Below are 21,586 nucleotides of genomic sequence, written 5' to 3' on the forward strand. Positions count from 1 at the left end.
CGCATAACTGACTGCCGTCGCAGCCGCGCTGCAGCGCGCAAACCGCGAAGCACAAGTCGAAATTACAGCATGGCATGTGGCTTGCAGTACACAAGCGGCAAGCCATGCGGGATAAGCCCTGCTGGCTGAAATCGACGCCCATAAACAGTCACCATCAAATGGCAAGGGGATACACATGAAACGTCGCAGTCTGTTGAAGTTCGGCTCCATGTCGGGCGCGCTCGCGTTGGCAGGTCAGGTTCCGTTCGCGCAAGCGCAGTCCGACAGTGGTCCGATCAAGGTGGGTATTCTGCATTCGCTGTCCGGCACCATGGCGATCTCGGAGACGTCCCTGAAAGACACCGCGTTGATGACCATTTCGGAAATCAACAAGAGCGGTGGCGTGATGGGGCGTCAGATCCAGCCGGTGGTGGTCGATCCGGCGTCGAACTGGCCGTTGTTCGCCGAAAAAGCGCGTCAGCTGATTACCCAGGAAAAGTGCGCCGCGGTATTCGGCTGCTGGACCTCGGTGTCGCGCAAGTCGGTGCTGCCGGTGTTCGAGGAACTGAACGGCCTGCTGTACTACCCGGTCCAGTACGAAGGCGAGGAAATGTCGCGCAACGTGTTCTACACGGGCGCCGCGCCGAATCAACAGGCGATTCCCGCGACCGAATATCTGATGAGCGCGGAAGGCGGCGGCGCCAAGCGCTACTTCCTGTTGGGCACCGACTATGTGTACCCCCGCACCACCAACAAGATTCTGCGCGCGTTCCTCAAATCCAAAGGCGTGCAGGAGGCCGACATCCAGGAGGTCTATACGCCGTTCGGCCATAGCGACTATCAGACCATCGTCGCGAACATCAAGACCTTCTCGCAAGGCGGCAAGACCGCGGTGATCTCGACGGTGAACGGTGATTCGAACGTGCCGTTCTACAAGGAACTCGGCAACCAGGGGCTGAAGGCGACGGATGTGCCGGTGGTCGCGTTCTCGGTCGGCGAGGAAGAACTGCGCGGCATCGATACGAAGCCGCTGGTCGGCAATCTCGCGGCGTGGAACTACTTCATGTCGCTGCGCAATCCGGAGAACACCAAGTTCAAGGCGATGTTCGCCAAGTGGGTGAAGGACAACAACCTGCCGGGCGGCGACAAGCGCGTGACGAACGACCCGATGGAAGCCACCTTCGTGGGCATTCACATGTGGAAGCAGGCAGTCGAGAAAGCCAGGAGCGCCGATGTCGACAAGGTGCGCGTGGCAATGATCGGCCAGACCTTCAACGCACCGTCGGGCTTCGTGCTGACCATGGATGGCAATCACCATCTGCACAAGCCGGTGATGATCGGCGAAGTACGCGCGGACGGTCAGTTCAACGTCGTCTGGCGCACCAAGACCGCGATTCGCGCGCAGCCGTGGAGTCCGTTTATCGCGGGCAATTCCAGCAAGCCGGATATGGTCAGCTCGATTCCGGCGTTCCTCAAGCGCTCGCGCGTGGCGTAACGCAACGGCTCGCTACGAGAGGACGTATCGGGTCCCTCGTGGCGAGCTCGAATCGGGCTCATGGCAAACGCATCGATGCGCCTGTGAGTTCGGATTGTTTGCCGGGTCCAGCGCTGGCGCCTACGTTTGCGCGAGCGCCTGGTCCGGCGACTTCGACCCTCCGCGGGCGCGGCAACCCGACGGCGCGGCAGCGGCTGTTGCACACCCTGCCGCCCCGCCTCGCCGGTTTTTCTCCAAAGGCCACCATGGCGTTTTCATTCCTTAGATCCGCCCGGCGCTGCATCGGCAGCGTGGCGCTCGTGCTGCTCGCCGGCACGCCGCTCGCCGCGTTCGCGCTGACGCAGGCCGACGTCGCGCCGCTCGCCGGCGACGACTTCGATGCCAAATCCGCGGCTGTCGACAAGCTGATCGCCAATCACGACAAAGAATCGATGGCGGTGCTCAAAGCGCTGTCCGACGACAGCGCGCTCGCCACCGACGCAGGCGCCGTACTGCTGCAGGATGGCGACACCACGCGCGACGCGGTCACCGGCAAAACCGTCACCGCCGGCAGCGACGCGCAACCGGTCACGCTGAACAACCTGCTGCGCTCGAAAGTGGCCGGCGCTTTGTCCGGCCTGCAACTCGATTCGCCGGACAAGGCAACGCGCGACGCCGCCGTCACGGCGCTGCTGCAGAACCCCGATCCGTCGATCAAACCGCTCGTCGACGCAGCTCGCGCGAAGGAAACCGATCCGGTGCTGAAGAAGCGCCTCGACACGCTGTGGGCGATGACCGCGTTGCACGACACCGACCCGGCCAAGCGTCTCGACGCCGTGCAACTGGTCGCCGCGCGGCATGACCTCGACATGAACGAACTGCTGCGCCCGCTCGTCGCGAAGAAACCGGACGGCACCTTCGCCGAGCCCGACGATCGCGTGCGCGCCGCCGCGCAAAGCGGCATCGACGAACTCGACGCGATCCAGCGCCGCAGCCAGATCGCCGGCACGCTGTTCGCGGGCCTGTCGCTCGGCAGCGTGCTGCTACTCGCCGCGCTCGGTCTCGCCATCACGTATGGTCTGATCGGCGTCATCAACATGGCGCACGGCGAATTCCTGATGATCGGTGCGTATGCCACCTACGTCGTGCAGAACCTCTTTCAACGCTTCGCGCCGGGCGCGTTCGACTGGTATCCGCTGCTCGCGGTGCCGGCTTCGTTCGCGGCGGCGGGGCTGGTCGGCATCGTGCTCGAACGGCTGGTGTTGAAGCATCTCTACGGCCGTCCGCTGGAAACGCTGCTGACCACCTTCGGCGTGAGCCTGATCCTGATTCAGGCGACCCGCATGCTGTTCGGCGCGCAGAACGTGCAGGTGATCAACCCGTCGTGGATGAGCGGCGGCGTCACCGTACTGCCCAATCTGATCCTGCCGTATAACCGGCTGGCGATTCTCGCGTTCTCGATGATCGTGGTCGGGATTGCGTGGACGGTGTTGACGAAGACGCGCCTCGGCCTGTTCGTGCGCGCCGTCACGCAGAACCGGCGCATGGCCGCCTGCGTCGGCGTGAAGACCGCGCGGGTCGATTCGTATGCGTTCGCGTTCGGCGCGGGCATCGCCGGGTTGGGCGGTTGCGCGCTGTCGCAGATCGGCAATGTCGGACCGGACCTCGGCCAGAGCTACATCATCGATTCGTTCATGGCCGTGGTGCTCGGTGGCGTCGGTCAACTGGCCGGCACGGTGATCGGCGGCTTCGGGCTCGGTCTCGTCAGTAAGGCAATCGAACCGTTCTGGGGCGCGGTGCTCGCGAAGATCGCGGTGCTCGTGCTAATCGTGCTGTTCATCCAGAAGCGTCCGCAGGGCATGTTTGCCCTCAAGGGCCGTAGCGCGGAGGCATGATGACGACTGCTACTTCATCCGCTCATGTCGGCGCGAGCGGCGCCGCCGCTGCAACCGAACGCGAGGCGCAGTCCGGCTTCGCACTCGGCCTGCCGCCGCGGCCCGCGCTGTTGTCGCGCCGCGCGTGGCTCGCGCTGATCGCGCTGATTATCGTGTTCGGACTCGGCGTGCCGTTCGCCACGCTGGTCGTGCCGGAAACCAGCGCGTTCCACCTGTCCGCCTACGCGATGACGATCACCGGCAAGTTCATGTGCTACGCGATCGCGGCGCTGGCGCTGGATCTCGTGTGGGGCTACTGCGGCATTCTGAGCCTCGGTCACGCGCTGTTCTTCGCGCTGGGCGGCTACGCGATCGGTATGTATCTGATGCGCGCCATCGGCCACGAGGGCAAATACGGCAGTGATCTGCCGGACTTCATGGTGTTTCTCGACTGGCATCAGTTGCCGTGGTACTGGCAGGGCACCCAGCATCTCGGCTACGCGTTGCTGCTGGTGGTGCTGGTGCCGGCGGTCGTCGCCTGGGTGTTCGGCTTCTTCACGTTCCGCTCGCGCGTGAAAGGCGTGTATCTGTCGATCATCACGCAAGCCATGACCTTCGCCGCGATGCTGCTGTTCTATCGCAACGAAACGGGCTTCGGCGGCAATAACGGCTTCACCGACTTCAAACGGATCGGTGGCTTTCCGATCACGCATCCGGGCACGCGCACCGCCCTGCTGCTGATCACGTTCGCGGTGCTGGTGCTTGCGTTCATCGGCGCCCGGGCGATCGTCACGTCGAAACTCGGCCGCGTGGTGACCGCCGTGCGCGACGGCGAAACGCGTCTGATGTTCCTCGGCTACAGCCCGCTCGCCTACAAGCTGTTCGTGTGGACCGTGTCCGCGGTGTTGTGCGGCATTGCCGGCGCGTTGTATGTGCCGCAGGTCGGCATCATCAATCCGGGCGAGATGTCGCCCGGCAACTCGATCGAAATGGCGATCTGGGTCGCGGTGGGCGGGCGCGGCACGCTGATCGGGCCGATCATCGGCGCGTTCGCGGTGAACGGCGCGAAGAGCTTCTTTACCGCGAATTTCCCTGAATACTGGTTGTTCTTTCTTGGCCTGATCTTCGTGCTGGTCCCGCTGCTGCTGCCGAACGGCATCATGGGCCTGATCGAACTCGTGACGCGCAAGAGGAACCGCTCATGAACGAAAACCCGATGGTGCCTGATCTGGCTTTACCCGAAGAACCCGCTGAAACTTCGTTGAGCGGCGTCGCCAGCATGGGGCGCGCTGTCACGCCGGGCGAGATCGACGTGTCGCACGGCACGATTCTTTACCTTGAAGACGTGACCGTGAGTTTCGATGGCTTTCGTGCGTTGAACGCGCTGACACTGACGATCGATGCCGGCGAATTGCGCTGCATCATCGGTCCGAACGGCGCCGGCAAAACGACCATGATGGATGTGATCACGGGCAAGACCGAGCCGGATTCCGGCAAGGTGTTTCTCGGCCAGTCGATCGACCTGACGCGAATGAACGAGCCTTCCATTGCGCGCGCGGGCATCGGTCGCAAGTTCCAGAAGCCGACGGTGTTCGAGCAGCATCCCGTGTGGGAAAACCTCGAACTGGCGATGAAAGCCGATAAAGGCTGGTGGGCGTCGTTACGCGCGCGGCTGGATCGCGAAGCGCAGGCGCGGATCGAAGAGACGCTGTCGTTGATCGGACTCGAAAGCGAAGCGCGGCGTCTGGCCGGCGAGCTCTCGCATGGACAGAAACAGCGGCTCGAGATCGGCATGTTGCTGATGCAACAACCGGCGCTGCTGCTGCTCGACGAACCCGCCGCCGGCATGACCGACGACGAAACCATGCAACTCGCCGAATTGCTCAATCACCTGCGCGGCACCTGTTCGATGATGGTCGTCGAGCACGATATGGAGTTCGTCGCGGCATTGTCGGGCGAAACGGGCAAGGTGACGGTGATGGCCGAAGGACACGTGCTCGCGCACGGCACGCTCGATCAGGTCAAGCGGGACGAGACGGTGATCGAGTCTTACCTGGGTCGGTGAAGCGGGTCGGTGAAGCGGGTCGGTGCAGCGATCGATGAAGCGGTCTATGACTCAAAGGGTCGAACGGATATGCTCGAAGTAGAAAACCTGAACCAGTATTACGGCGGCAGTCACATTCTGCGGGATGTGAAGCTCACTGTGCCCGATGGCAAGCTCACGGTTCTGTTGGGCCGCAACGGCGTGGGGAAAACCACGTTGTTGCGCTGCCTGATGGGTGTCGTGCAGACGAAGAGCGGCTCGATCGCGTGGCGTGGTGCGCCGATTACCAAATTGCCGACTTACTCCCGTGTGGAAAAAGGCCTGGCGTATGTGCCGCAGGGGCGCGATATTTTTCCGCGTCTGACCGTCGAAGAAAATCTGCTGGTCGGTGCCGCGAGCAAGAAAGCGCCGAAGAAGATTCCGGATCGCATTTATGAGCTGTTTCCTGTTCTGAAGGACACGCGCACGCGCCGTGGCGGCGATCTGTCAGGCGGTCAACAGCAACAACTCGCGATTGGCCGCGCGCTGATGAGCGATCCGCAACTGCTCATTCTCGACGAACCCACCGAAGGGATTCAGCCGTCGATCATTCAGGACATCGGGCGCACGCTGCGTCAACTGGTCGAGGAAATGGGCATGACCGTACTGCTGGTCGAGCAGTACTACGACTTCGCTAAAGATATCGCCGACCGGTATTGGGTGATGAGCCGTGGTGAGATCGTCGCGGGTGGCGAAGGGGCGAATATGGATGTGGATGGGGTGCGGGCGTTGATTGCCGTTTGACCAGTGCGGCGCGGTTCGGCGGCTCCAGCCGTGCGTGCTATTCTCGCCGCATTCTGTGGCGGCGCGCTCCGGCGCGTTTCGTCCTAACACGTCGATCGCTCGTTCATTCGCATGTCGCTTCACGAAAATCACATCACGCTCGCCGCCGCTGCACAAGCCGGTGCGCACTCGCAATGGCGCGCGCGGCTCGAACTCGGGTTCGTCGAACACGATGGGCGGACTACGCTCAAGCATCGTCTGCATGAAGGGCCGTTGCGGATTCAACGGCCGCTCTATCCCGAAGGTCAGGCGATCTGTCATGCGGTGATCGTGCATCCGCCAGGCGGGGTCGCGGGTGGGGATCGACTGGATATCGATGTGGATGTTGGCGCGGGTGCGCATGCTGTCGTGACCACGCCTGGGGCGACCAAGTGGTACAAGTCGAATGGGCGGGAGGCTCGGCAGCAGATTGCTGTGCGGGTCGGTGCGAACGCGAAGCTCGATTGGTTGCCGCAGAACAATATCGTTTTTGATTCCGCTAATGCGGGGCTTGAGTTTTCGTTGACGTTGGCTGAAGGTGCTACCGCTTTAGGTTGGGATGCCACCCAACTTGGCCGGCAGGCGGCTGGTGAGCGGTGGTCCGAAGGAAGCTTGCGGGCTGTGTCGCGGATCGTGGGCCCTGACGGTAAGTTGCTTTGGCTTGAGCGCGCCAATCTTTCGGCAAGCGATCCGCTAAGGGATGCGGCGCAAGGGTTGGCCGGGTTTCCGGCTTATGGCACGCTGTGGGCCGTTGGGGCGGCTTGCGATGATGCTCTCGCTGAGGCGCTGACGGCGCAGCTGCCGTTTGATGATTCTCTGCGTGGAGCCGCTTCTTGTGTCACTCAGGGTGTGATCGTCGTGCGCGCTGTCTCGCGGTCCATGGAGACGCTGCAGCGTGCTCTTACTCAGTGCTGGTTGCAGTTGCGGCCGGTTGTGCATGGGGTTCGGGCTGTGCCTTTGCGGATTTGGAGTACGTAGGTTGTCTTTGTCTGTGTGCCTGCGGGTTTGGCCTTTCCTTGTTGTCATGGTGGTCTATTAGCGTCGCCCCTGTGCGGGGCGGCACTCACTTTTCTTTGCCTGCCGCAAAGCAAAGTAAGCAAAAGAAAGCGGCTCACACCGCTAGCTCTTAAGCGGGGCCCGGGGTCTGCGACAGGTAGTGGCTCATCTGGAATCCGTGTTCTCGCACATTCCACGTCAGTGACACAGCAGTCATTCTTCCGGCGGCGCTGCGCGCGCCGTCGCGGTTGTTCATCCTCGTGGGTGCTTTCACCTTCGTAAGATCTGGTGCACCACTCTGGCGCGGTGCGTCGCTCCGTCTTAGTGCATTAGCCTCTTCCTTCCCTCGCTCGGCTTTGCTGCACGGGCTTGGCATATACCTTGCATCGGTTTCGTTACGATGCTGCCGCGTCCTGACGGCAGCCGACCCGCTCGACACCACGCTCACCCAACATGAAACATTCCGCTCCCCGCCCCGCGCGTCGCGCCTGGCTCGCTGCTCTTCTGCTGTCGCCGGTTCTCGTCGTTGCCGCGACCGCTGCTCAGGCCGATACGCTCGATAACATCGCCAAGGCCGGGGTGCTCAAAGTCGCCGTGCCGGAAGACTATCCGCCGTTTGGCTCCGTCGGCGCGGACATGAAGCCGCAAGGCTATGACATCGATACCGCCGCACTCCTCGCAAAATCGATGAACGTGAAGCTCGAACTCGTGCCAGTCAATAGCGCGAACCGGATCCCGTATCTGCAAACCGGTAAGGTCGATCTGGTCATCTCGTCGCTCGGTAAAACGCCCGACCGCGAGAAGGTCATCGATTTCTCCTCCACCTACGCTCCGTACTACCAGGGCGTGTTCGGTCCCGCCGATATCAAGGTCTCCGGTCCCGCCGATCTCACCGGTAAAACCGTCGGCGCCACACGCGGCGCACTCGAGGAAATCGCCCTCACGCAAATGGCGCCAAACGCCACCATCAAACGTTTCGAAGACAACAACGCGACCATCGCGGCGTTTCTCTCGGGCCAGGTTCAACTGATCGCTGCCGGCAATATCGTCGCTGCCGCGATTCTCGCGAAAAATCCGCCGCGGCGGCCGGAGCCGAAGTTCGTGATCAAGAACTCGCCCTGCTTCGTCGGTATGAACAAGAATGAGCCGCGTCTGCAGCAGAAAGTGAACGCGGCTATCGCGCAGGCGAAACAGGACGGCACGCTCAACACGATGTCGAAGAAATGGTTCGGCGCGCCGCTGCCCGCCGACCTGTAAGCGCATCGTTAGCCGAACTTGATACTGTGACCGGCTTATCCGGCATTGCACTCGTCATGGCTTCATCCCGTGCGCCGCACGCGATCGTCGCCATGGCACGCAGCGCCTAACATCGTCGTAGCCGGTCCCGCCACGGGGCCGCCGCCGCGGCCGTCGCAACCCTACGCACACATTCGATGAAGCTGACACCTCGCGAGAAGGACAAGCTGCTGATCTTCACCGCCGCGCTGCTCGCCGAAAGGCGCCGCGCCCGCGGCCTCAAACTCAATTACCCGGAAGCGATCGCGTTCATCACCGCCGCGCTGATGGAAGCGGCCCGCGACGGCAAAACCGTCGCCGAGGTCATGCACTACGGCACCACGCTGCTCACCCGTGACGACGTCATGGAAGGCGTGCCGGAAATGATCCCCGACATCCAGGTCGAAGCCACCTTCCCCGACGGCACCAAGCTCGTCACCGTGCATCACCCGATCCCCTAATCACGAAGGCAGCCCCATGATCCCCGGCGAACTCATCATCGACGACGGCGAACACGAGCTCAACGCGGGCCGCGCCACCGTGACGGTCCTCGTGTCGAACACCGGCGACCGGCCCGTGCAGATCGGCTCGCATTACCACTTCTACGAAGTCAACGAAGCACTCGCCTTCGACCGCGAAGCGGCGCGCGGCTTCCGGCTGAATATCGCGGCGGGCACCGCCGTGCGCTTCGAGCCCGGCCAGGAACGCACCGTCGAGCTGGTCGAACTGGCGGGCGACCGTGTCGTCTACGGCTTCAACGGCAAGGTGATGGGCAAGCTGTGATGCGCCACGCGCGCTCGCTCGCCTGAACCGCCCTGCTCATTTCCGGACCCACACCATGACCTTACGCATTGGCCGCCGCGCTTACGCGGAAATGTTCGGCCCCACCACCGGCGACCGCGTGCGCCTCGCCGATACCGAGCTGCTGATCGAAGTCGAACGCGACTTCACCACCTACGGCGAAGAAGTGAAATTCGGCGGCGGCAAAGTGATTCGCGACGGCATGGGCCAGTCGCAGCGCGTGCATGCCGACGTGGTCGATACCGTCGTGACGAACGCGCTGATTCTCGATCACTGGGGCATCGTCAAGGCCGACATCGGTATCAAGAACGGCCGCATCGCGGCGATCGGCAAGGCGGGCAATCCCGACATCCAGCCGAACGTGACGATCGCGATCGGCGCGTCCACGGAAGTGATCGCCGGCGAAGGGCTGATCGTGACGGCCGGCGGCATCGACACGCACATTCACTTCATCAGCCCGCAGCAGATCGAAGAAGCGCTCGCAAGCGGCGTGACGACCATGCTCGGCGGCGGCACGGGTCCGGCCACCGGCACCAACGCGACCACCTGCACGCCCGGTCCGTGGCATCTCGAACGCATGCTGCAGGCCGCCGACGGTTATCCGATGAACCTCGGCTTTCTCGGCAAGGGCAACGTGAGCCAGCCGCAACCGGCGCTGGAACAGATCGCCGCGGGCGCGATCGGCCTGAAGCTGCACGAGGACTGGGGCACGACGCCGGCCGCGATCGACAACTGTCTTTCCGTTGCCGACGACACCGACACGCAGGTCGCGATCCACACGGACACGCTGAACGAAGCGGGTTTCGTGGAGGCGACCGTGGCGGCGTTCAAGGGCCGCACGATTCACACGTATCACACGGAAGGCGCGGGCGGCGGCCACGCGCCGGACATCATCAAGGTGTGCGGCGAAGCGAACGTGCTGCCCTCGTCGACCAATCCGACGCGCCCGTACACCGTCAATACGCTCGAAGAGCATCTCGACATGCTGATGGTGTGCCACCACCTGGACCCGTCGATCGCGGAAGACATCGCGTTCGCCGAGTCGCGGATTCGCCGCGAAACCATCGCCGCCGAAGACATCCTGCACGACCTCGGCGCGTTGTCGATGCTGTCGTCGGATTCGCAGGCCATGGGCCGCGTCGGCGAAGTGATCATTCGCACCTGGCAGACCGCGCACAAGATGAAAGTGCAACGCGGCGCGCTGCCCGAAGACAACGCGCGCCACGATAATTTCCGCGCGAAGCGTTACATCGCCAAGTACACGATCAACCCGGCGATCACGCACGGCATCTCGCATGAAGTCGGCTCGATCGAACCGGGCAAGTGGGCCGACCTGGTGTTCTGGGAACCGGCGTTCTTCGGCGTCAAGCCGTCGCTGATCCTCAAAGGCGGCATGATCGCGATGGCGCAGATGGGCGACCCGAACGCGTCGATTCCGACGCCGCAACCGGTCCACTATCGCGAGATGTTCGCGACGCGCGGCGGTGCGTTGGGACGCACGTCGCTGACCTTCGTCTCGCAACTCGCCGCCGATGCGAATGTGGGCGAACGTTATGGACTGAACAAACGTATCGTCGCGGTGAAGAACTGCCGCAACATCTCGAAGGCGGACATGATTCACAACGCGTGGCGCCCGGTGATCAGCGTCGATCCGGAGACCTACCAGGTGATCGCCGACGGTCAGTTGCTGACCTGCGAACCGGCCACCGTGCTGCCGATGGCGCAGCGCTACTTCCTGTTCTAAATCATGCGCACACTCGACAAACTGATCGCGCCGCATCTGAAGCTGGCACCTGTGCTGGTGAAGCGCGCGCCGACGCTGACGCTGGCTTTCGACGAACGCCGCAAGAGCCGGCTCGCGGCCACGCTGGATAGCGGTGAAGAGATTGCGTTGCTGTTGCCGCGCGGCACGGTGCTGCGCGACGGCGACGTGCTGGTCGCCGACGACGGCGGTCTGGTGCGTGTGGTGGCCGCGCCGGAAGCGGTGCTGGTCGTGCGCGCGAAAGACGCGTTGACGCTGACGCGTGCCGCTTATCACCTCGGCAATCGTCACACGCCGGTGGAAGTCGGCGCGGATTATCTGAAGCTCGAATACGATCCGGTGCTGGCCGACATGCTCAAGCGCATCGGCGCGACGGTCGATCAGGTGTCGATGCCGTTTCAGCCGGAATCCGGCGCGTATGGCGGCGGGCACAAGCATGGGCATGACGAGACGTTCGCCGAGGACTATGCGCTCGCGCAGCAGGTGTTTGGCGAGCATCATGGGCATGAGCATTCACATGAGCACGGTCACTCGCACGCGCATGGGGATGCTCACTCGCACGATCACGATCATGATCACAGCCACGCACATGATCACGGCCACAGCGCCGCGGATCACAGCGCGCAACACGATCAAGCCGACGCCGATCACGTCCACGACGAATCGTGCGGCCACGGCCATCACCACCACCATGCGCATCGCTGAACTCACGGCGCTGCTGCATCTCGCGTCGCCGGCGCTGCCGATCGGCGCGTTCAGCTACTCGCAAGGCCTCGAAGCGGCGATCGAAGCGCAGTTGATCACCGACGCCGATTCCGCCCGCGCCTGGATCGCGAGCGGCCTCTCCGACGTGCTCGCGCTCGGCGAATTGCCGTTCATCGCGCATCAGATGGAACGCTGGCGCACGCATGACGCCGCCGGTCTCGCCGAAGCCAACAGCGAGTTCCTCGCCAGCCGCGAGTCCGCGGAACTGCGCCGCGAAACCGAACAGATGGGCTGGTCGCTGCGGCAGTTGTGTGTGTCGCTGGAATGGGGCGATGCCGCCCGACGCACGACACTCGCCGCGCTCACGCCGCTCGCGCAACCCACGGCCTTTGCCTTCGCCGCCTACGCGCACGACGCCGCCGTCGACGCCGCCCTCGCCGCCTACGCGTTCAGTTGGGTGGAGAACCAGGCGGCCGCCGCGTTGAAGGCCGTGCCGTTGGGACAGCTCGCGGGGCAACGCATCATCGTCGCGTTGCGCGAGCCGATCGACGCCGCCGTCACGCGCGCGCTGGCCACGCCGCCGGAACACATCAACACGTTCGCGCCGCAGCTCGGCATTCTGTCGGCGCGCCACGAGTCGCAGTATTCGCGGCTCTTTCGCTCATAAAACGATCCATCATGAACGCACCTCATCATCCCGCCCTGCGCACCAAGAAACTGCCGCCGCTGCGTGTGGGCGTCGGCGGCCCGGTCGGCTCGGGCAAGACCACGTTGCTCGAAATGCTCTGCAAGGCGATGCGCGAGCGCTACGACCTCGTCGCGATCACCAACGACATCTACACGAAAGAAGATCAGCGTCTGCTGACGGTGGCGGGCGCGTTGCCGGCCGAGCGGATCATGGGCGTCGAAACCGGCGGCTGCCCGCACACGGCGATTCGCGAAGACGCGTCGATCAATCTCGAAGCAGTGGACCGCATGCTGACGCGTTTTCCCGACGCGGATATCGTGTTCATCGAATCGGGCGGCGACAATCTCGCGGCGACTTTCAGCCCGGAATTGTCGGACCTGACGATCTATGTGATCGACGTGGCCGGCGGCGAGAAGATTCCGCGCAAAGGCGGCCCCGGCATTACGAAGTCGGATCTGCTGGTGATCAACAAGACAGACCTCGCGCCGATGGTCGGCGCGAACCTGGAGGTGATGGCGTCCGACGCGAAGAAAATGCGCGGCGAACGGCCGTTTGTGATGTGCAATCTGAAGGCGCTGGATGGCCTTCCGGATGTGATCGCGTTTATTGAAAAGAACGGGTTGTTGAAGGTGTGAGGCCGGCGCGCGGAGGGCGCTCAACGCGCCCCCCAATGCCTACTCCGGCAACAACGCCATCAACACATCCACCGTACGCGCCGTCGCGCCGCGATGGCGCGCGGCAAACGCCGACGCCGCGCCGCCCATCGCCAGCCGCCGGGCCTTGTCGCCGAACAGTTCGCGCAGGGCCTTCGCCAGCTCGGCGGGGTCCTGCACCTGCACTGCCGCGCCTGCCGCGACCGCGTCAGCCGTGGCCTGCGTGAAGTTGAACACGTGCGGGCCGATCAGCACCGGCACACCGACCGCGCAGGCTTCGATCAGATTCTGTCCACCAAGCGGCAGCAAGCTGCCACCGATAAACGCGAGATCCGAAGCGGCGTAGTAAGCGCCCAGCTCGCCCATCGAATCGCCCAGCAGCACGTTCACGCCAACGGGCAAAGCCGCCAACCCACCGCTCGTGGCCGCAGCCGCCGACGCCACCTTCGCACCCGGCGCCCAGTTCGAACGCCGTTCGAGCCGCATCCCCAACCGTTCGACCAGCGCGGCCACTTCGTTGAAGCGCTGCGGATGACGCGGCACCAGGATCAGCAACGCATCGTCCACACCCAGCGCCGCGAACGCCTGCAACACCAGCTCCTCTTCGCCTTCACGCGTACTCGCCGCGACCCACACCGGCCGCGGGCCGATCGCCGCACGCCATGCATGGCCCCGCGCCGCCAACTCAGGCGGCGTGCTCATGTCGAACTTCAGATTGCCGAGCACCGCGACATTGCGCGCGCCCAGCGCGCTCAGCCGCTCCGCATCCGACGGACTCTGCGCCAGCACGCGCGCAAAGCCACCGAACACGTCTTTGGTCGCGCCGCCGAATTTGGCCGCGCGCTTGAACGAGCGCGCCGACATCCGCGCATTGGTCAGCACCAGCGGCACCTCCGCGCGACGGCATTCGTCGATCAGCGTCGGCCACACTTCGGTTTCCATCACCAGTCCGAGCGACGGCCGCCACGTCCGCAAAAACCGCCGCACCGCATGCGGCATGTCGTACGGCAGATAGCTGCGCAACACGCGGTCGCCGAAGATCTGCTCGCCGGTCGCGCGGCCGCTCGGCGTCATATGCGTCAGCAGAATGCGCGCGTCGGGACGTGCCTTGATCAGCGCGTCGATCAGCGGTTGCGCGGCGCGCGTCTCGCCCACCGACACCGCGTGCACCCAGATCAACGGCGCGTTGTCTTCGGGCAGCCGACCGCGCGCGTAACCGAAGCGTTCGCCGATATGCTCGCGATAACCGCGTTCCTTGCGCGAACGGATCAACAGACGCAGCACGGCGAGCGGCGCGACGATCCACCAGAGCGCGTTATAGATCACCCTCAGCATCGGGGCTCCGCGCGCCTGAACGTACGACCCGGCCGGCGTGCGCCATCCACCTCATGGACTGCGGCGCTCAAACCAGCGCCCTGCCCTTCAGGCGCTCGAGAATGCCGAGCGGCGCGCATTCGGGTTGCGCCATCGCCTTGACCGGCAGGAAGAAGGTCTGCTCCAGCATGAACTGGCCGGACATCACCGCGTGCGACGTCTGGTCCGAGAAACACACCCACACGCTGCCCGGCGGAAACGGCATGGTCTCCTGCGGGCTCGACTTCTGATAGTCGAGGTCGGCCTTCATGCCGTCGTGCAGATTCAGCATCAAGTGGTCGTACTCGCTGCGCGGCGATTTGGTCACGTGCAGCAGATTCAGCAGCCACGCGGCGCCCGGCATTTGCGGTTTGATGCGCGGCAGGAAGCGCTGGGCCATGTCCTCGAACGGTTCGCCGACGCGCCACACGCGCGGCGAACCGTTCGGATTGACGTTGGTGAACACGCGCAGAATCCGCTCGCCGTAATTCGGCCGCGACGGAAACGCGTCGACATGCAGACGGCTATCGTCCTTGCGCCACGAAGTTTCGCGCGTCTCCACCTGATGCAGCCGCAGGCTGGTCGGCGCCACGCGCAACTTGCCGTTGTATTCGGGGAAGAGACCATCCACCAGCGTGCGCGCATTGGCCTGATAACGCGCGATCAACGCACGCACCGCCGACTGCGTGACGGCGTCGCCGGCCACACCGTGCAACGCGCCGCCGTTGGGTTCGAGACTGATGTTCTTGCGATTCGGATCGGCGAGCGCGGGATCGAGCAACGCCTGTTCGCCGCCTTCGATCGCGAAACGCAGGTTCGGGAAATACAGCACTTTGCCGCGTTCGACGCCGGCGAGCAGCGTCTCGCGCGGCACGGACAGGTTGCGTCCGTGCCAGTCGGCGTTCGCTACTTCGATGATCTGGGTTTCGTTCATGGTCGCCCTTGAAAACGGATGGAGCTTAAGGCGAAGCGCACTGCACGGGCTACAGCAGGCCGAATCCGGCCAGCGCCGACTTCACCTGTTGCAGCGTAGGCGGCTGCCCGGCCGTGCCGAGATTGACGACGTTCGGCGACCAGTAGCCGCCGGTGCGCCACGCGGTGGCGAAATTGTACAACTCGACCGTTGGGCGCTTCAGCGCCGCCGCGATGTGGACTAGACCTGTGTCAACCCCCACCGTCGCGGCCGCGCCTTCGATCAGGCCGACCACCGCGGGCAACGACAGCTTCGGCGGCACGATGGCCGCCGCGCCGAATTCCTTCGCCAGCCGCTCGCTGGTGGCGCGCTCTTCTTCGCTGCCCCACGGCAGCACGAGCGACGCGCCACGCCGCACCAGCGACTGCCCGAGGTCGATCCACGCGGTATCCGGCCATTGCTTGTCGGCGCGCGAGGTGGCATGCACGAACACCACGTACGGCACCGGCAGGTTCAGATCGGCCTGCGACAACGCCAGCGCGGCGCGCTGGGTGTCGATACCGAAGTCGATCTCGTCGGTAGGTTGCGGCGCCGGGTCGTTCAACGCCGCGGCCACCAGTTGCCGCGTACGTTCGACCACATGGGTGCGCGGCTCGATCGGCACGCGCTTGTCGTAGAAGAACCGCACCGGCCATTCGAAACCCGCGCCGTCGGTGCGGTTCGCGAGGCCGACCAGCGGTCCGCGCGCCATGCTCGCGACCCACGCGGTCTTGATGAGCCCCTGGCAGTCGATCACCAGATCGTAGTTCTCGGCGGCAAGCGCGCGGCGAAACGCGCCGATCTCGCGCCAGTTTTCCGCCGACAGCAAACGCTTGCGCCAACGCCGCAGCGACACGGGAATCGCGCGCCGCACGCCGCTCACGAGCTGCACGAGGCCGACGAAGCTCTCTTCGACGAGCCAGTCGATCTGCGCCTCGGGATGGCGGCGCCGGATATCGGCGATCACCGGCATGTTGTGAACGACGTCGCCCAACGACGACACCCTCACGATCAGTATCTTTTGCACGCTCAAGAGTGGGAAAACCGGCTATCCGGCCCGAAGATGCGTTGAAAGAGCCCCAAAGGGCGGAGAAAACACGGGTGTCCCGGTTGTCTCACGAGGACGGCAATTCTAGCGCGTCGCATATCAATTCCATGAAAAAACGCGGCGCGGTAAGTCAAACCCGCGCCGCGTTCGACGACGGCGGCGATTCGGGTCGAAACGCGACCCGCACCGCCCCGCCGCTGCAACGTTTAGAACGGCAGCTTCGCGTCCGCCTTTTCCGCGAGAATCACGCGGCGGAAGTCTTCCTGGATGCGCTTGAGCGCCGCGTCGTTGTCGGCTTCGAAACGCATCACCACGACCGGCGTGGTGTTCGACGAACGCGCCAGACCAAAGCCGTCCGGATACTCGACGCGCAGACCGTCGATCGTCACGACGTCGTCCGCGCCGGTGAACTTCGCGTTCTGCTGCATACGCGCGATCAGTTCGAAGTTTTCGCCTTCTTCGAGCTTGAGTTGCAGTTCCGGCGTGGAATGCGAGTTCGGCAACGAATTCAGCAGCGCGCTCGGGTCCGCCACGCGCGTGAGAATTTCGAGCAGGCGCGCGCCCGTGTACAGGCCGTCGTCGAAACCGTACCAGCGGTCTTTGAAGAACACGTGGCCGCTCATTTCACCCGCCAGCGGCGCGCCGGTTTCACGCAGCTTCGCCTTGACGAGCGAGTGGCCGGTCTTCCACATCAGCGGCTCGCCGCCTTTTTCCTTGACCCACTTCGCCAGGTTGCGCGTGCACTTCACGTCGTAAATGATCTGCGCGCCCTTGTTGCGCGACAGCACTTCTTCCGCGAACAGCATCAACTGACGGTCCGGGTAGATGATCTGGCCGTCTTTGGTGACCACGCCGAGGCGGTCGCCGTCGCCGTCGAACGCGAAGCCGATTTCGGCGTCCGTTTCCTTCAGCGCGCGGATCACGTCCTGCAGATTTTCCGGGTGCGCCGGGTCCGGGTGATGGTTCGGGAAGTTGCCGTCGATCTCGGTAAACAGTTCGACCAGTTCGCAGCCGAGCTTCTTGAAGAGCTTCGGCGCAAGACCGCCGGCCACGCCGTTACCGGTGTCGACCACGATCTTCATGGGACGCGTGAGCTTGATGTCGCTGGCAATGCGCTCGAGATAGACATCGGCGATGTCGTATTCGGTGTAGGTGCCGCTGCCCTGCGAGAAGTTGTCGTCGACGATGCGCTGATGCAGCGCCAGGATCTGTTCGCCGTAAATGGCCGCGCCGCGCAAGACCATCTTGAAGCCGTTGTAGTCCGGCGGATTGTGGCTGCCCGTCACGACGATGCACGAATCGACGCGGCGCTCGCCGCCGGCCAGTTGCAACGGCACGCTGGCCGCGAAGTAACCGACCGGCGTGGGCACCATGCCGACGTTGACCACGTCGACGCCCGCTTCACGCAAACCGTCCGACAACGCCTGGATCAGCTCGGGACCCGACAGGCGGCCGTCGCGTGCGACCACCACGGCGTCGCCGCCTTGCGCCCGCACTTCGCTGCCGAATGCGCGGCCGATGGAACGCGCGGCGTCGGCGTCGAGCGTCTTGCCGATTACACCGCGAATGTCATACGCCTTGAAAATAGATTTGGAGATCATGTTGGCTCACTTGCGTGCAATGGAAAATTTTGACTGGCGCACCGACTAACGATCGGTAAAACATAGCGATGAAACATTGCGATGCGCCCTTGCCGGAAGCGATCCGGTTCCAACTTATAATCGCGTTTTTCGGTCCTGCCTTATTACGCCATTCTAATGCTTAGACGCTCTCCATTTGTAAAGTTGCCGCGACGGCCAGCCCGGTGGGGAGATCGGCAGATAACCGGCGCGCGCGTCGCGCCCGCGTTTTCCATCATGCAAGTCACACCGTACGAGCGAGCGAACCGCCACGCGGCCATCGCATGCTGACGCTCAAACGCTTCGCCAATCCGGACGTCACGCGCGCCTTCACGAATATCGTCTGGCTAGGCCTCGAACGGCTCACGCAGATCGGCGTGGCCATCGCGATCAGCGGCATGCTGGCGCGTTACTTCGGGCCGGACACGTTCGGCAAGTGGCAATACGCGAACACGCTGCTGCTGGTGCTGTCACCGATCACCTGGGTGTGCGGCGCGGAAATCCTGGTGCCCACCATCGTCGCGCGGCCGCCCGCACAACTGGGCACCGTGCTCGGCAGCGCCTTCGCGCTGCGCTTTTCCGTGTCGGCGGTGGCGCTGCTGCTTACCTGGCTCGGCATTGCGTTGCACGTCTTCGACCCGCTGGTCGGCGCCATGCTCGCGGGCCTCGCCGTGACCATGCTGTTTCGCGAGCCGTTCGTCGGCGTGATCAACGCGTGGCTGCAAAGCATGACCTACAGCAAGCCGCAGTTGCTCACCAGCATGAGCACCGCCGTGCTCAAGGCCGGGCTCGTCTATCTGCTGGTGCGCGCCGCGGCCACGCCCGCGCGCTTCGGCTGGCTGTGGGCGCTCGAATCGGCGGCGATCGGCGCGGTGCTGCTGATCTATTTCATCCGGCGGCATGGCGGCACGCTCGGCTGGCGCATCGACCGTTCGCTGTTCCGGCATTTCGCCAGCGCAGGGACCGTGTTCTGGGTCGGCCTGATCTGTATGTACCTGTTCCTGAAACTGGACCGGCTCATGCTCGAACGCGCCATTTCGTTCGCCGATCTCGGACGCTACTCCGCCGCCCAGCAACTGAACGAAAACTGGATCACGCTCGCGCTGATGCTCGCGCAGACCATCGCGCCCGCCTTCGTCTACCGGGTGCAGGACGCCGCGCAACTGCGCCGCAACATGTGGCGGCTCACCGCCATGACCGCCGCGCTGATGGTGAGCGGCGCGCTCGTGCTGGATCTGCTGGCGGGGTTGATCATTCGCCGCGTGTTCGGGCCGGACTTCGAAGGCGCCATCGAGATTTTCCGCTGGGCGGTGTGGCTGTCGGTGCCCGCCGGCATCGAAGCGATCGGCAATCTGATCGTGCTCAAGTATCAGGCGCGCTTCGTCCTGCTCGCCAAGTGGTTGCTGGCGCTGGCCGTCGCATTCGCGGTGAATCTGCTGGCGATTCCGCGGCTGGGCGCCTACGGTGCGCTGGTCGGCCTCGCGGCCGGCTATCTGGCCGCCGCGTCGGTTAATCTTTATTACATCCGTTTCAAATTGCGCCCATGACGAACTCATCCGCCGCCGCGCAGATTCCCCTCGACGACGTCGCGGTGCTGATGCCCGCGTACAACGGTCAGGCCGACGTCGATCTGACGCTCGCCTCGTTCAGCGAAACCGCGCCGATCCAGGTGCTGATCGTCGACGACGGCAGCACGCCGCCTATCGTCGCGCCCGTCATCGCCAACATGAAGATCGAGGTGTTGCGCATGCCGCAGAACGGCGGCATCGAACGTGCGCTGCAAACCGGCATCGACACGCTCGCGCAGCGCGGCTTTCGCTACGCGGCCCGCATCGACGCGGGCGACCGCAGCGTGCCGCAGCGGCTCGCGAAACAACGCGTGTTCATGGAACTGCATCCGCGTGTGGCCGGCCTCGGCATGTGGACGCAAGTCGTCACGCGGGCCGGCAAACCGCTCTTCATGCTGACGCCGCCGCCTGAGCCCAAAGCGATCCGGCGCATGCGCTTCTTCCGCTCATGTCTCGCGCATCCGTCGATGATGCTGCGTATCGACGCTGTACGCGAAGTCGGCAACTACCGCGCCGAATACCGCTCCGCCGAAGACCTCGATCTGTTCGTGCGCCTGATGCAGCGCTACGACTGCGCGAACCTGCCCGAGCTCGGGCTCTACTACGAGCTGAACGAAGGCGGCATCAGCGCGACCAAACGGCGCCGCCAGGTAAGCTCGACGCTGCGATTGCAATGGCGCTACTTCGACCCGGTCAATCCGTACGACTGGCTTGGCCTCGTCAAGAATCTGCTGCATCTGGTAACACCGTACCGCGCGCTGCAGCGGATCAAACGCCTGCTGCTCGCGCCGCGCGCGAGCCATTGATTCACCTCTCCCCATTCACCGCCGAGCCCGTTCCGCATGAAGCCTGCCTTGAAGTCGACGCCCGCGTTGCGCATTACACTCGTCTGTAATACCGCCTGGGCAATCTATACCTATCGGCAAGGGCTGATCCGTATGCTGGTGGGACGCGGCGTCGACGTGACGGTGCTCGCGCCGCGCGACCGCACCTTCGAACTGCTCACCGCGATGGGCTGCCGCTGTATCGAACTGCCGATGGCGTCGAAGGGCACCAGTCCGCGCGACGATCTGCGCACGCTGTGGTCGCTCTACCGGCAATACCGCACGATCCGCCCGCATGTGGTGTTCCATTACACGATCAAGCCGAACATCTACGGTTCGATTGCGGCGAAGCTGGCGGGCGTGCAATCGGTTGCGGTCACAACCGGACTCGGTTACGTCTTCATTCAGGCAAGCCGCGCCGCTCAGGTCGCCAAAAAACTGTATCGTTTCGCGTTCCGTTTCCCGCGCGAAATCTGGTTTCTGAATCGCGACGACCACGCCACCTTTGTCGAGCAGAATTTGCTGGTGCATCCTGAACGCGCGCGGCTGTTGCATGGCGAGGGCGTCGATCTCGAACAGTTCGCGTTCGCACCGTTGCCCGAGCGCGCGGACTTCCGTTTCGTGCTGATCGGGCGGCTGCTGTGGGACAAAGGCGTCGGCGAATATGTCGACGCCGCGCGGCGTTTGCGTGAACGTTATCCGCAAGCGCGGTTCCAATTGCTCGGTCCGGTCGGCGTCGACAATCCAAGCGCGATTACGCGCGAAGAAGTGGCGGCGTGGGAGCGGGAAGGCATCATCGAGTATCTTGGTGAGGCGCACGACGTGCGGCCTTTTATCGCCGATGCGGATTGCATTGTTTTGCCGTCGTATCGCGAAGGCGTGCCGCGCACGCTGATGGAAGCATCGGCCATGGGCCGGCCGATCGTTACGACCGACGTGCCGGGCTGCCGCGAGGTCGTGAAAGACGGCGTCAACGGCCTGCTCTGCGAAGTGCGCAATGCAGACAGCCTGGCAGCGAGCCTGGCAACGATGCTCGACATGGGCAACACCGAACGCCGGGCCATGGCGGAACGCGGCCGACAGAAAGTCGCGGAAGAATTCGACGAACGCGTGGTCGTCGAAACGTATAAAGACCTGGTGCAGAAAATGACGGGCGTTTTACTTTAACGG

Annotated in this window: 20 protein-coding genes; 16 read left to right on the forward strand and 4 right to left on the reverse strand. The window is 64.0% G+C overall.

Annotated features, from left to right (window positions below; genetic code table 11):
• Positions 1–175 precede the first annotated feature (175 nt).
• The 13 genes from urtA to ureG all read left to right on the forward strand — a co-directional run bounded on the left by urtA (position 176) and on the right by ureG (position 13,034).
• Positions 176–1,474, forward strand: a complete 1,299-nt coding sequence (gene urtA, locus FA94_RS15260) for an urea ABC transporter substrate-binding protein (protein WP_035552600.1) — start codon at positions 176–178, stop codon at positions 1,472–1,474.
• A gap of 245 nt (positions 1,475–1,719) precedes the next feature.
• A complete protein-coding gene (gene urtB / locus FA94_RS15265; RefSeq protein ID WP_081935945.1) occupies positions 1,720–3,348 on the forward strand; it encodes an urea ABC transporter permease subunit UrtB in 1,629 nt (542 codons plus the stop codon).
• Positions 3,348–4,532: an urea ABC transporter permease subunit UrtC gene (urtC, locus tag FA94_RS15270; protein ID WP_035552606.1), complete on the forward strand. Its 1,185-nt coding sequence runs from the start codon at positions 3,348–3,350 to the stop codon at positions 4,530–4,532. The genes urtB and urtC overlap by 1 nt, the downstream gene beginning before the upstream one ends.
• Positions 4,529–5,392, forward strand: coding sequence for an urea ABC transporter ATP-binding protein UrtD (gene urtD, locus FA94_RS15275; protein ID WP_035552609.1), 864 nt, complete (start codon positions 4,529–4,531; stop codon positions 5,390–5,392). Before urtC ends, urtD begins: the two co-directional genes overlap by 4 nt.
• Before the next feature lie 69 nt (positions 5,393–5,461).
• Entirely contained in the window at positions 5,462–6,154 is a 693-nt protein-coding gene (urtE, locus tag FA94_RS15280; protein ID WP_035552612.1) for an urea ABC transporter ATP-binding subunit UrtE, read from the forward strand.
• A gap of 111 nt (positions 6,155–6,265) precedes the next feature.
• A complete protein-coding gene (locus FA94_RS15285) occupies positions 6,266–7,150 on the forward strand; it encodes an urease accessory protein UreD (RefSeq protein WP_035552614.1) in 885 nt (294 codons plus the stop codon).
• A 471-nt stretch (positions 7,151–7,621) separates the two neighbouring features.
• On the forward strand, positions 7,622–8,425 hold the full coding sequence (locus FA94_RS15290) for a transporter substrate-binding domain-containing protein (protein ID WP_035552618.1): 804 nt from the start codon (positions 7,622–7,624) through the stop codon (positions 8,423–8,425).
• 176 nt (positions 8,426–8,601) lie between these two features.
• The gene (ureA, locus tag FA94_RS15295) at positions 8,602–8,904 is read left to right on the forward strand and encodes an urease subunit gamma (RefSeq protein ID WP_011487082.1); all 303 of its coding nucleotides are present in this window, start codon (positions 8,602–8,604) and stop codon (positions 8,902–8,904) included.
• Between the two features lie 16 nt (positions 8,905–8,920).
• On the forward strand, positions 8,921–9,226 hold the full coding sequence (locus FA94_RS15300; RefSeq protein WP_035552621.1) for an urease subunit beta: 306 nt from the start codon (positions 8,921–8,923) through the stop codon (positions 9,224–9,226).
• A 55-nt stretch (positions 9,227–9,281) separates the two neighbouring features.
• A complete protein-coding gene (gene ureC / locus FA94_RS15305; RefSeq protein ID WP_035552623.1) occupies positions 9,282–10,988 on the forward strand; it encodes an urease subunit alpha in 1,707 nt (568 codons plus the stop codon).
• Between the two features lie 3 nt (positions 10,989–10,991).
• Positions 10,992–11,711: an urease accessory protein UreE gene (gene ureE, locus FA94_RS15310; protein WP_035552626.1), complete on the forward strand. Its 720-nt coding sequence runs from the start codon at positions 10,992–10,994 to the stop codon at positions 11,709–11,711.
• Positions 11,698–12,378: an urease accessory protein UreF gene (locus FA94_RS15315; protein ID WP_035552629.1), complete on the forward strand. Its 681-nt coding sequence runs from the start codon at positions 11,698–11,700 to the stop codon at positions 12,376–12,378. The genes ureE and FA94_RS15315 overlap by 14 nt, the downstream gene beginning before the upstream one ends.
• 11 nt (positions 12,379–12,389) lie before the next feature.
• A complete protein-coding gene (ureG, locus tag FA94_RS15320; protein WP_035552631.1) occupies positions 12,390–13,034 on the forward strand; it encodes an urease accessory protein UreG in 645 nt (214 codons plus the stop codon).
• A gap of 39 nt (positions 13,035–13,073) precedes the next feature.
• Here the strand turns inward: ureG and waaA are convergent, their stop codons facing one another.
• From waaA to FA94_RS15340, 4 genes are all read right to left on the reverse strand, one after another.
• Positions 13,074–14,387, reverse strand: coding sequence for a lipid IV(A) 3-deoxy-D-manno-octulosonic acid transferase (gene waaA, locus FA94_RS15325; protein WP_035552633.1), 1,314 nt, complete (start codon positions 14,385–14,387; stop codon positions 13,074–13,076).
• Positions 14,388–14,454: 67 nt separating this feature from the next.
• Entirely contained in the window at positions 14,455–15,339 is an 885-nt protein-coding gene (gene kdoO / locus FA94_RS15330) for a Kdo hydroxylase KdoO (protein ID WP_035552635.1), read from the reverse strand.
• A 49-nt stretch (positions 15,340–15,388) separates the two neighbouring features.
• Positions 15,389–16,390 (reverse strand): lipopolysaccharide heptosyltransferase I, encoded by a 1,002-nt coding sequence (gene waaC, locus FA94_RS15335; RefSeq protein ID WP_035552638.1) that lies wholly within the window; start codon positions 16,388–16,390, stop codon positions 15,389–15,391.
• Between the two features lie 221 nt (positions 16,391–16,611).
• The gene (locus tag FA94_RS15340) at positions 16,612–18,006 is read right to left on the reverse strand and encodes a phosphomannomutase/phosphoglucomutase (RefSeq protein WP_035552640.1); all 1,395 of its coding nucleotides are present in this window, start codon (positions 18,004–18,006) and stop codon (positions 16,612–16,614) included.
• A gap of 302 nt (positions 18,007–18,308) precedes the next feature.
• Here FA94_RS15340 and FA94_RS15345 point away from each other — a divergent pair, with 302 nt between their 5' ends.
• Genes FA94_RS15345 through FA94_RS15355 form a run of 3 tightly spaced genes read left to right on the forward strand, consistent with a single transcriptional unit; the run spans position 18,309 to position 21,583 of the window.
• The gene (locus FA94_RS15345) at positions 18,309–19,571 is read left to right on the forward strand and encodes an oligosaccharide flippase family protein (RefSeq protein ID WP_035552646.1); all 1,263 of its coding nucleotides are present in this window, start codon (positions 18,309–18,311) and stop codon (positions 19,569–19,571) included.
• Positions 19,568–20,398, forward strand: coding sequence for a glycosyltransferase (locus FA94_RS15350; protein WP_035552649.1), 831 nt, complete (start codon positions 19,568–19,570; stop codon positions 20,396–20,398). The genes FA94_RS15345 and FA94_RS15350 overlap by 4 nt, the downstream gene beginning before the upstream one ends.
• A gap of 36 nt (positions 20,399–20,434) precedes the next feature.
• Positions 20,435–21,583 (forward strand): glycosyltransferase family 4 protein, encoded by a 1,149-nt coding sequence (locus FA94_RS15355; protein WP_035552652.1) that lies wholly within the window; start codon positions 20,435–20,437, stop codon positions 21,581–21,583.
• The last annotated feature ends 3 nt before the right edge of the window (positions 21,584–21,586 follow it).

Source organism: Burkholderia sp. 9120 (genome assembly GCF_000745015.1).
GTDB lineage: Bacteria > Pseudomonadota > Gammaproteobacteria > Burkholderiales > Burkholderiaceae > Paraburkholderia.

Excerpts from the sequence above, each read along its gene's own strand:
- urtB (WP_081935945.1), top strand. The coding sequence starts at position 1,720 with ATGGCGTTTTCATTCCTTAGATCCGCCCGGCGCTGCATCGGCAGCGTG.
- FA94_RS15340 (WP_035552640.1), bottom strand. The coding sequence starts at position 18,006 with ATGATCTCCAAATCTATTTTCAAGGCGTATGACATTCGCGGTGTAATC.
- FA94_RS15315 (WP_035552629.1), top strand. The coding sequence starts at position 11,698 with ATGCGCATCGCTGAACTCACGGCGCTGCTGCATCTCGCGTCGCCGGCG.
- kdoO (WP_035552635.1), bottom strand. The coding sequence starts at position 15,339 with ATGAACGAAACCCAGATCATCGAAGTAGCGAACGCCGACTGGCACGGA.
- FA94_RS15355 (WP_035552652.1), top strand. The coding sequence starts at position 20,435 with ATGAAGCCTGCCTTGAAGTCGACGCCCGCGTTGCGCATTACACTCGTC.
- urtE (WP_035552612.1), top strand. The coding sequence starts at position 5,462 with ATGCTCGAAGTAGAAAACCTGAACCAGTATTACGGCGGCAGTCACATT.
- ureA (WP_011487082.1), top strand. The coding sequence starts at position 8,602 with ATGAAGCTGACACCTCGCGAGAAGGACAAGCTGCTGATCTTCACCGCC.
- ureE (WP_035552626.1), top strand. The coding sequence starts at position 10,992 with ATGCGCACACTCGACAAACTGATCGCGCCGCATCTGAAGCTGGCACCT.
- ureG (WP_035552631.1), top strand. The coding sequence starts at position 12,390 with ATGAACGCACCTCATCATCCCGCCCTGCGCACCAAGAAACTGCCGCCG.
- FA94_RS15300 (WP_035552621.1), top strand. The coding sequence starts at position 8,921 with ATGATCCCCGGCGAACTCATCATCGACGACGGCGAACACGAGCTCAAC.
- urtC (WP_035552606.1), top strand. The coding sequence starts at position 3,348 with ATGACGACTGCTACTTCATCCGCTCATGTCGGCGCGAGCGGCGCCGCC.
- waaA (WP_035552633.1), bottom strand. The coding sequence starts at position 14,387 with ATGCTGAGGGTGATCTATAACGCGCTCTGGTGGATCGTCGCGCCGCTC.
- FA94_RS15350 (WP_035552649.1), top strand. The coding sequence starts at position 19,568 with ATGACGAACTCATCCGCCGCCGCGCAGATTCCCCTCGACGACGTCGCG.
- ureC (WP_035552623.1), top strand. The coding sequence starts at position 9,282 with ATGACCTTACGCATTGGCCGCCGCGCTTACGCGGAAATGTTCGGCCCC.
- FA94_RS15285 (WP_035552614.1), top strand. The coding sequence starts at position 6,266 with ATGTCGCTTCACGAAAATCACATCACGCTCGCCGCCGCTGCACAAGCC.
- FA94_RS15290 (WP_035552618.1), top strand. The coding sequence starts at position 7,622 with ATGAAACATTCCGCTCCCCGCCCCGCGCGTCGCGCCTGGCTCGCTGCT.
- urtA (WP_035552600.1), top strand. The coding sequence starts at position 176 with ATGAAACGTCGCAGTCTGTTGAAGTTCGGCTCCATGTCGGGCGCGCTC.
- FA94_RS15345 (WP_035552646.1), top strand. The coding sequence starts at position 18,309 with ATGCTGACGCTCAAACGCTTCGCCAATCCGGACGTCACGCGCGCCTTC.
- urtD (WP_035552609.1), top strand. The coding sequence starts at position 4,529 with ATGAACGAAAACCCGATGGTGCCTGATCTGGCTTTACCCGAAGAACCC.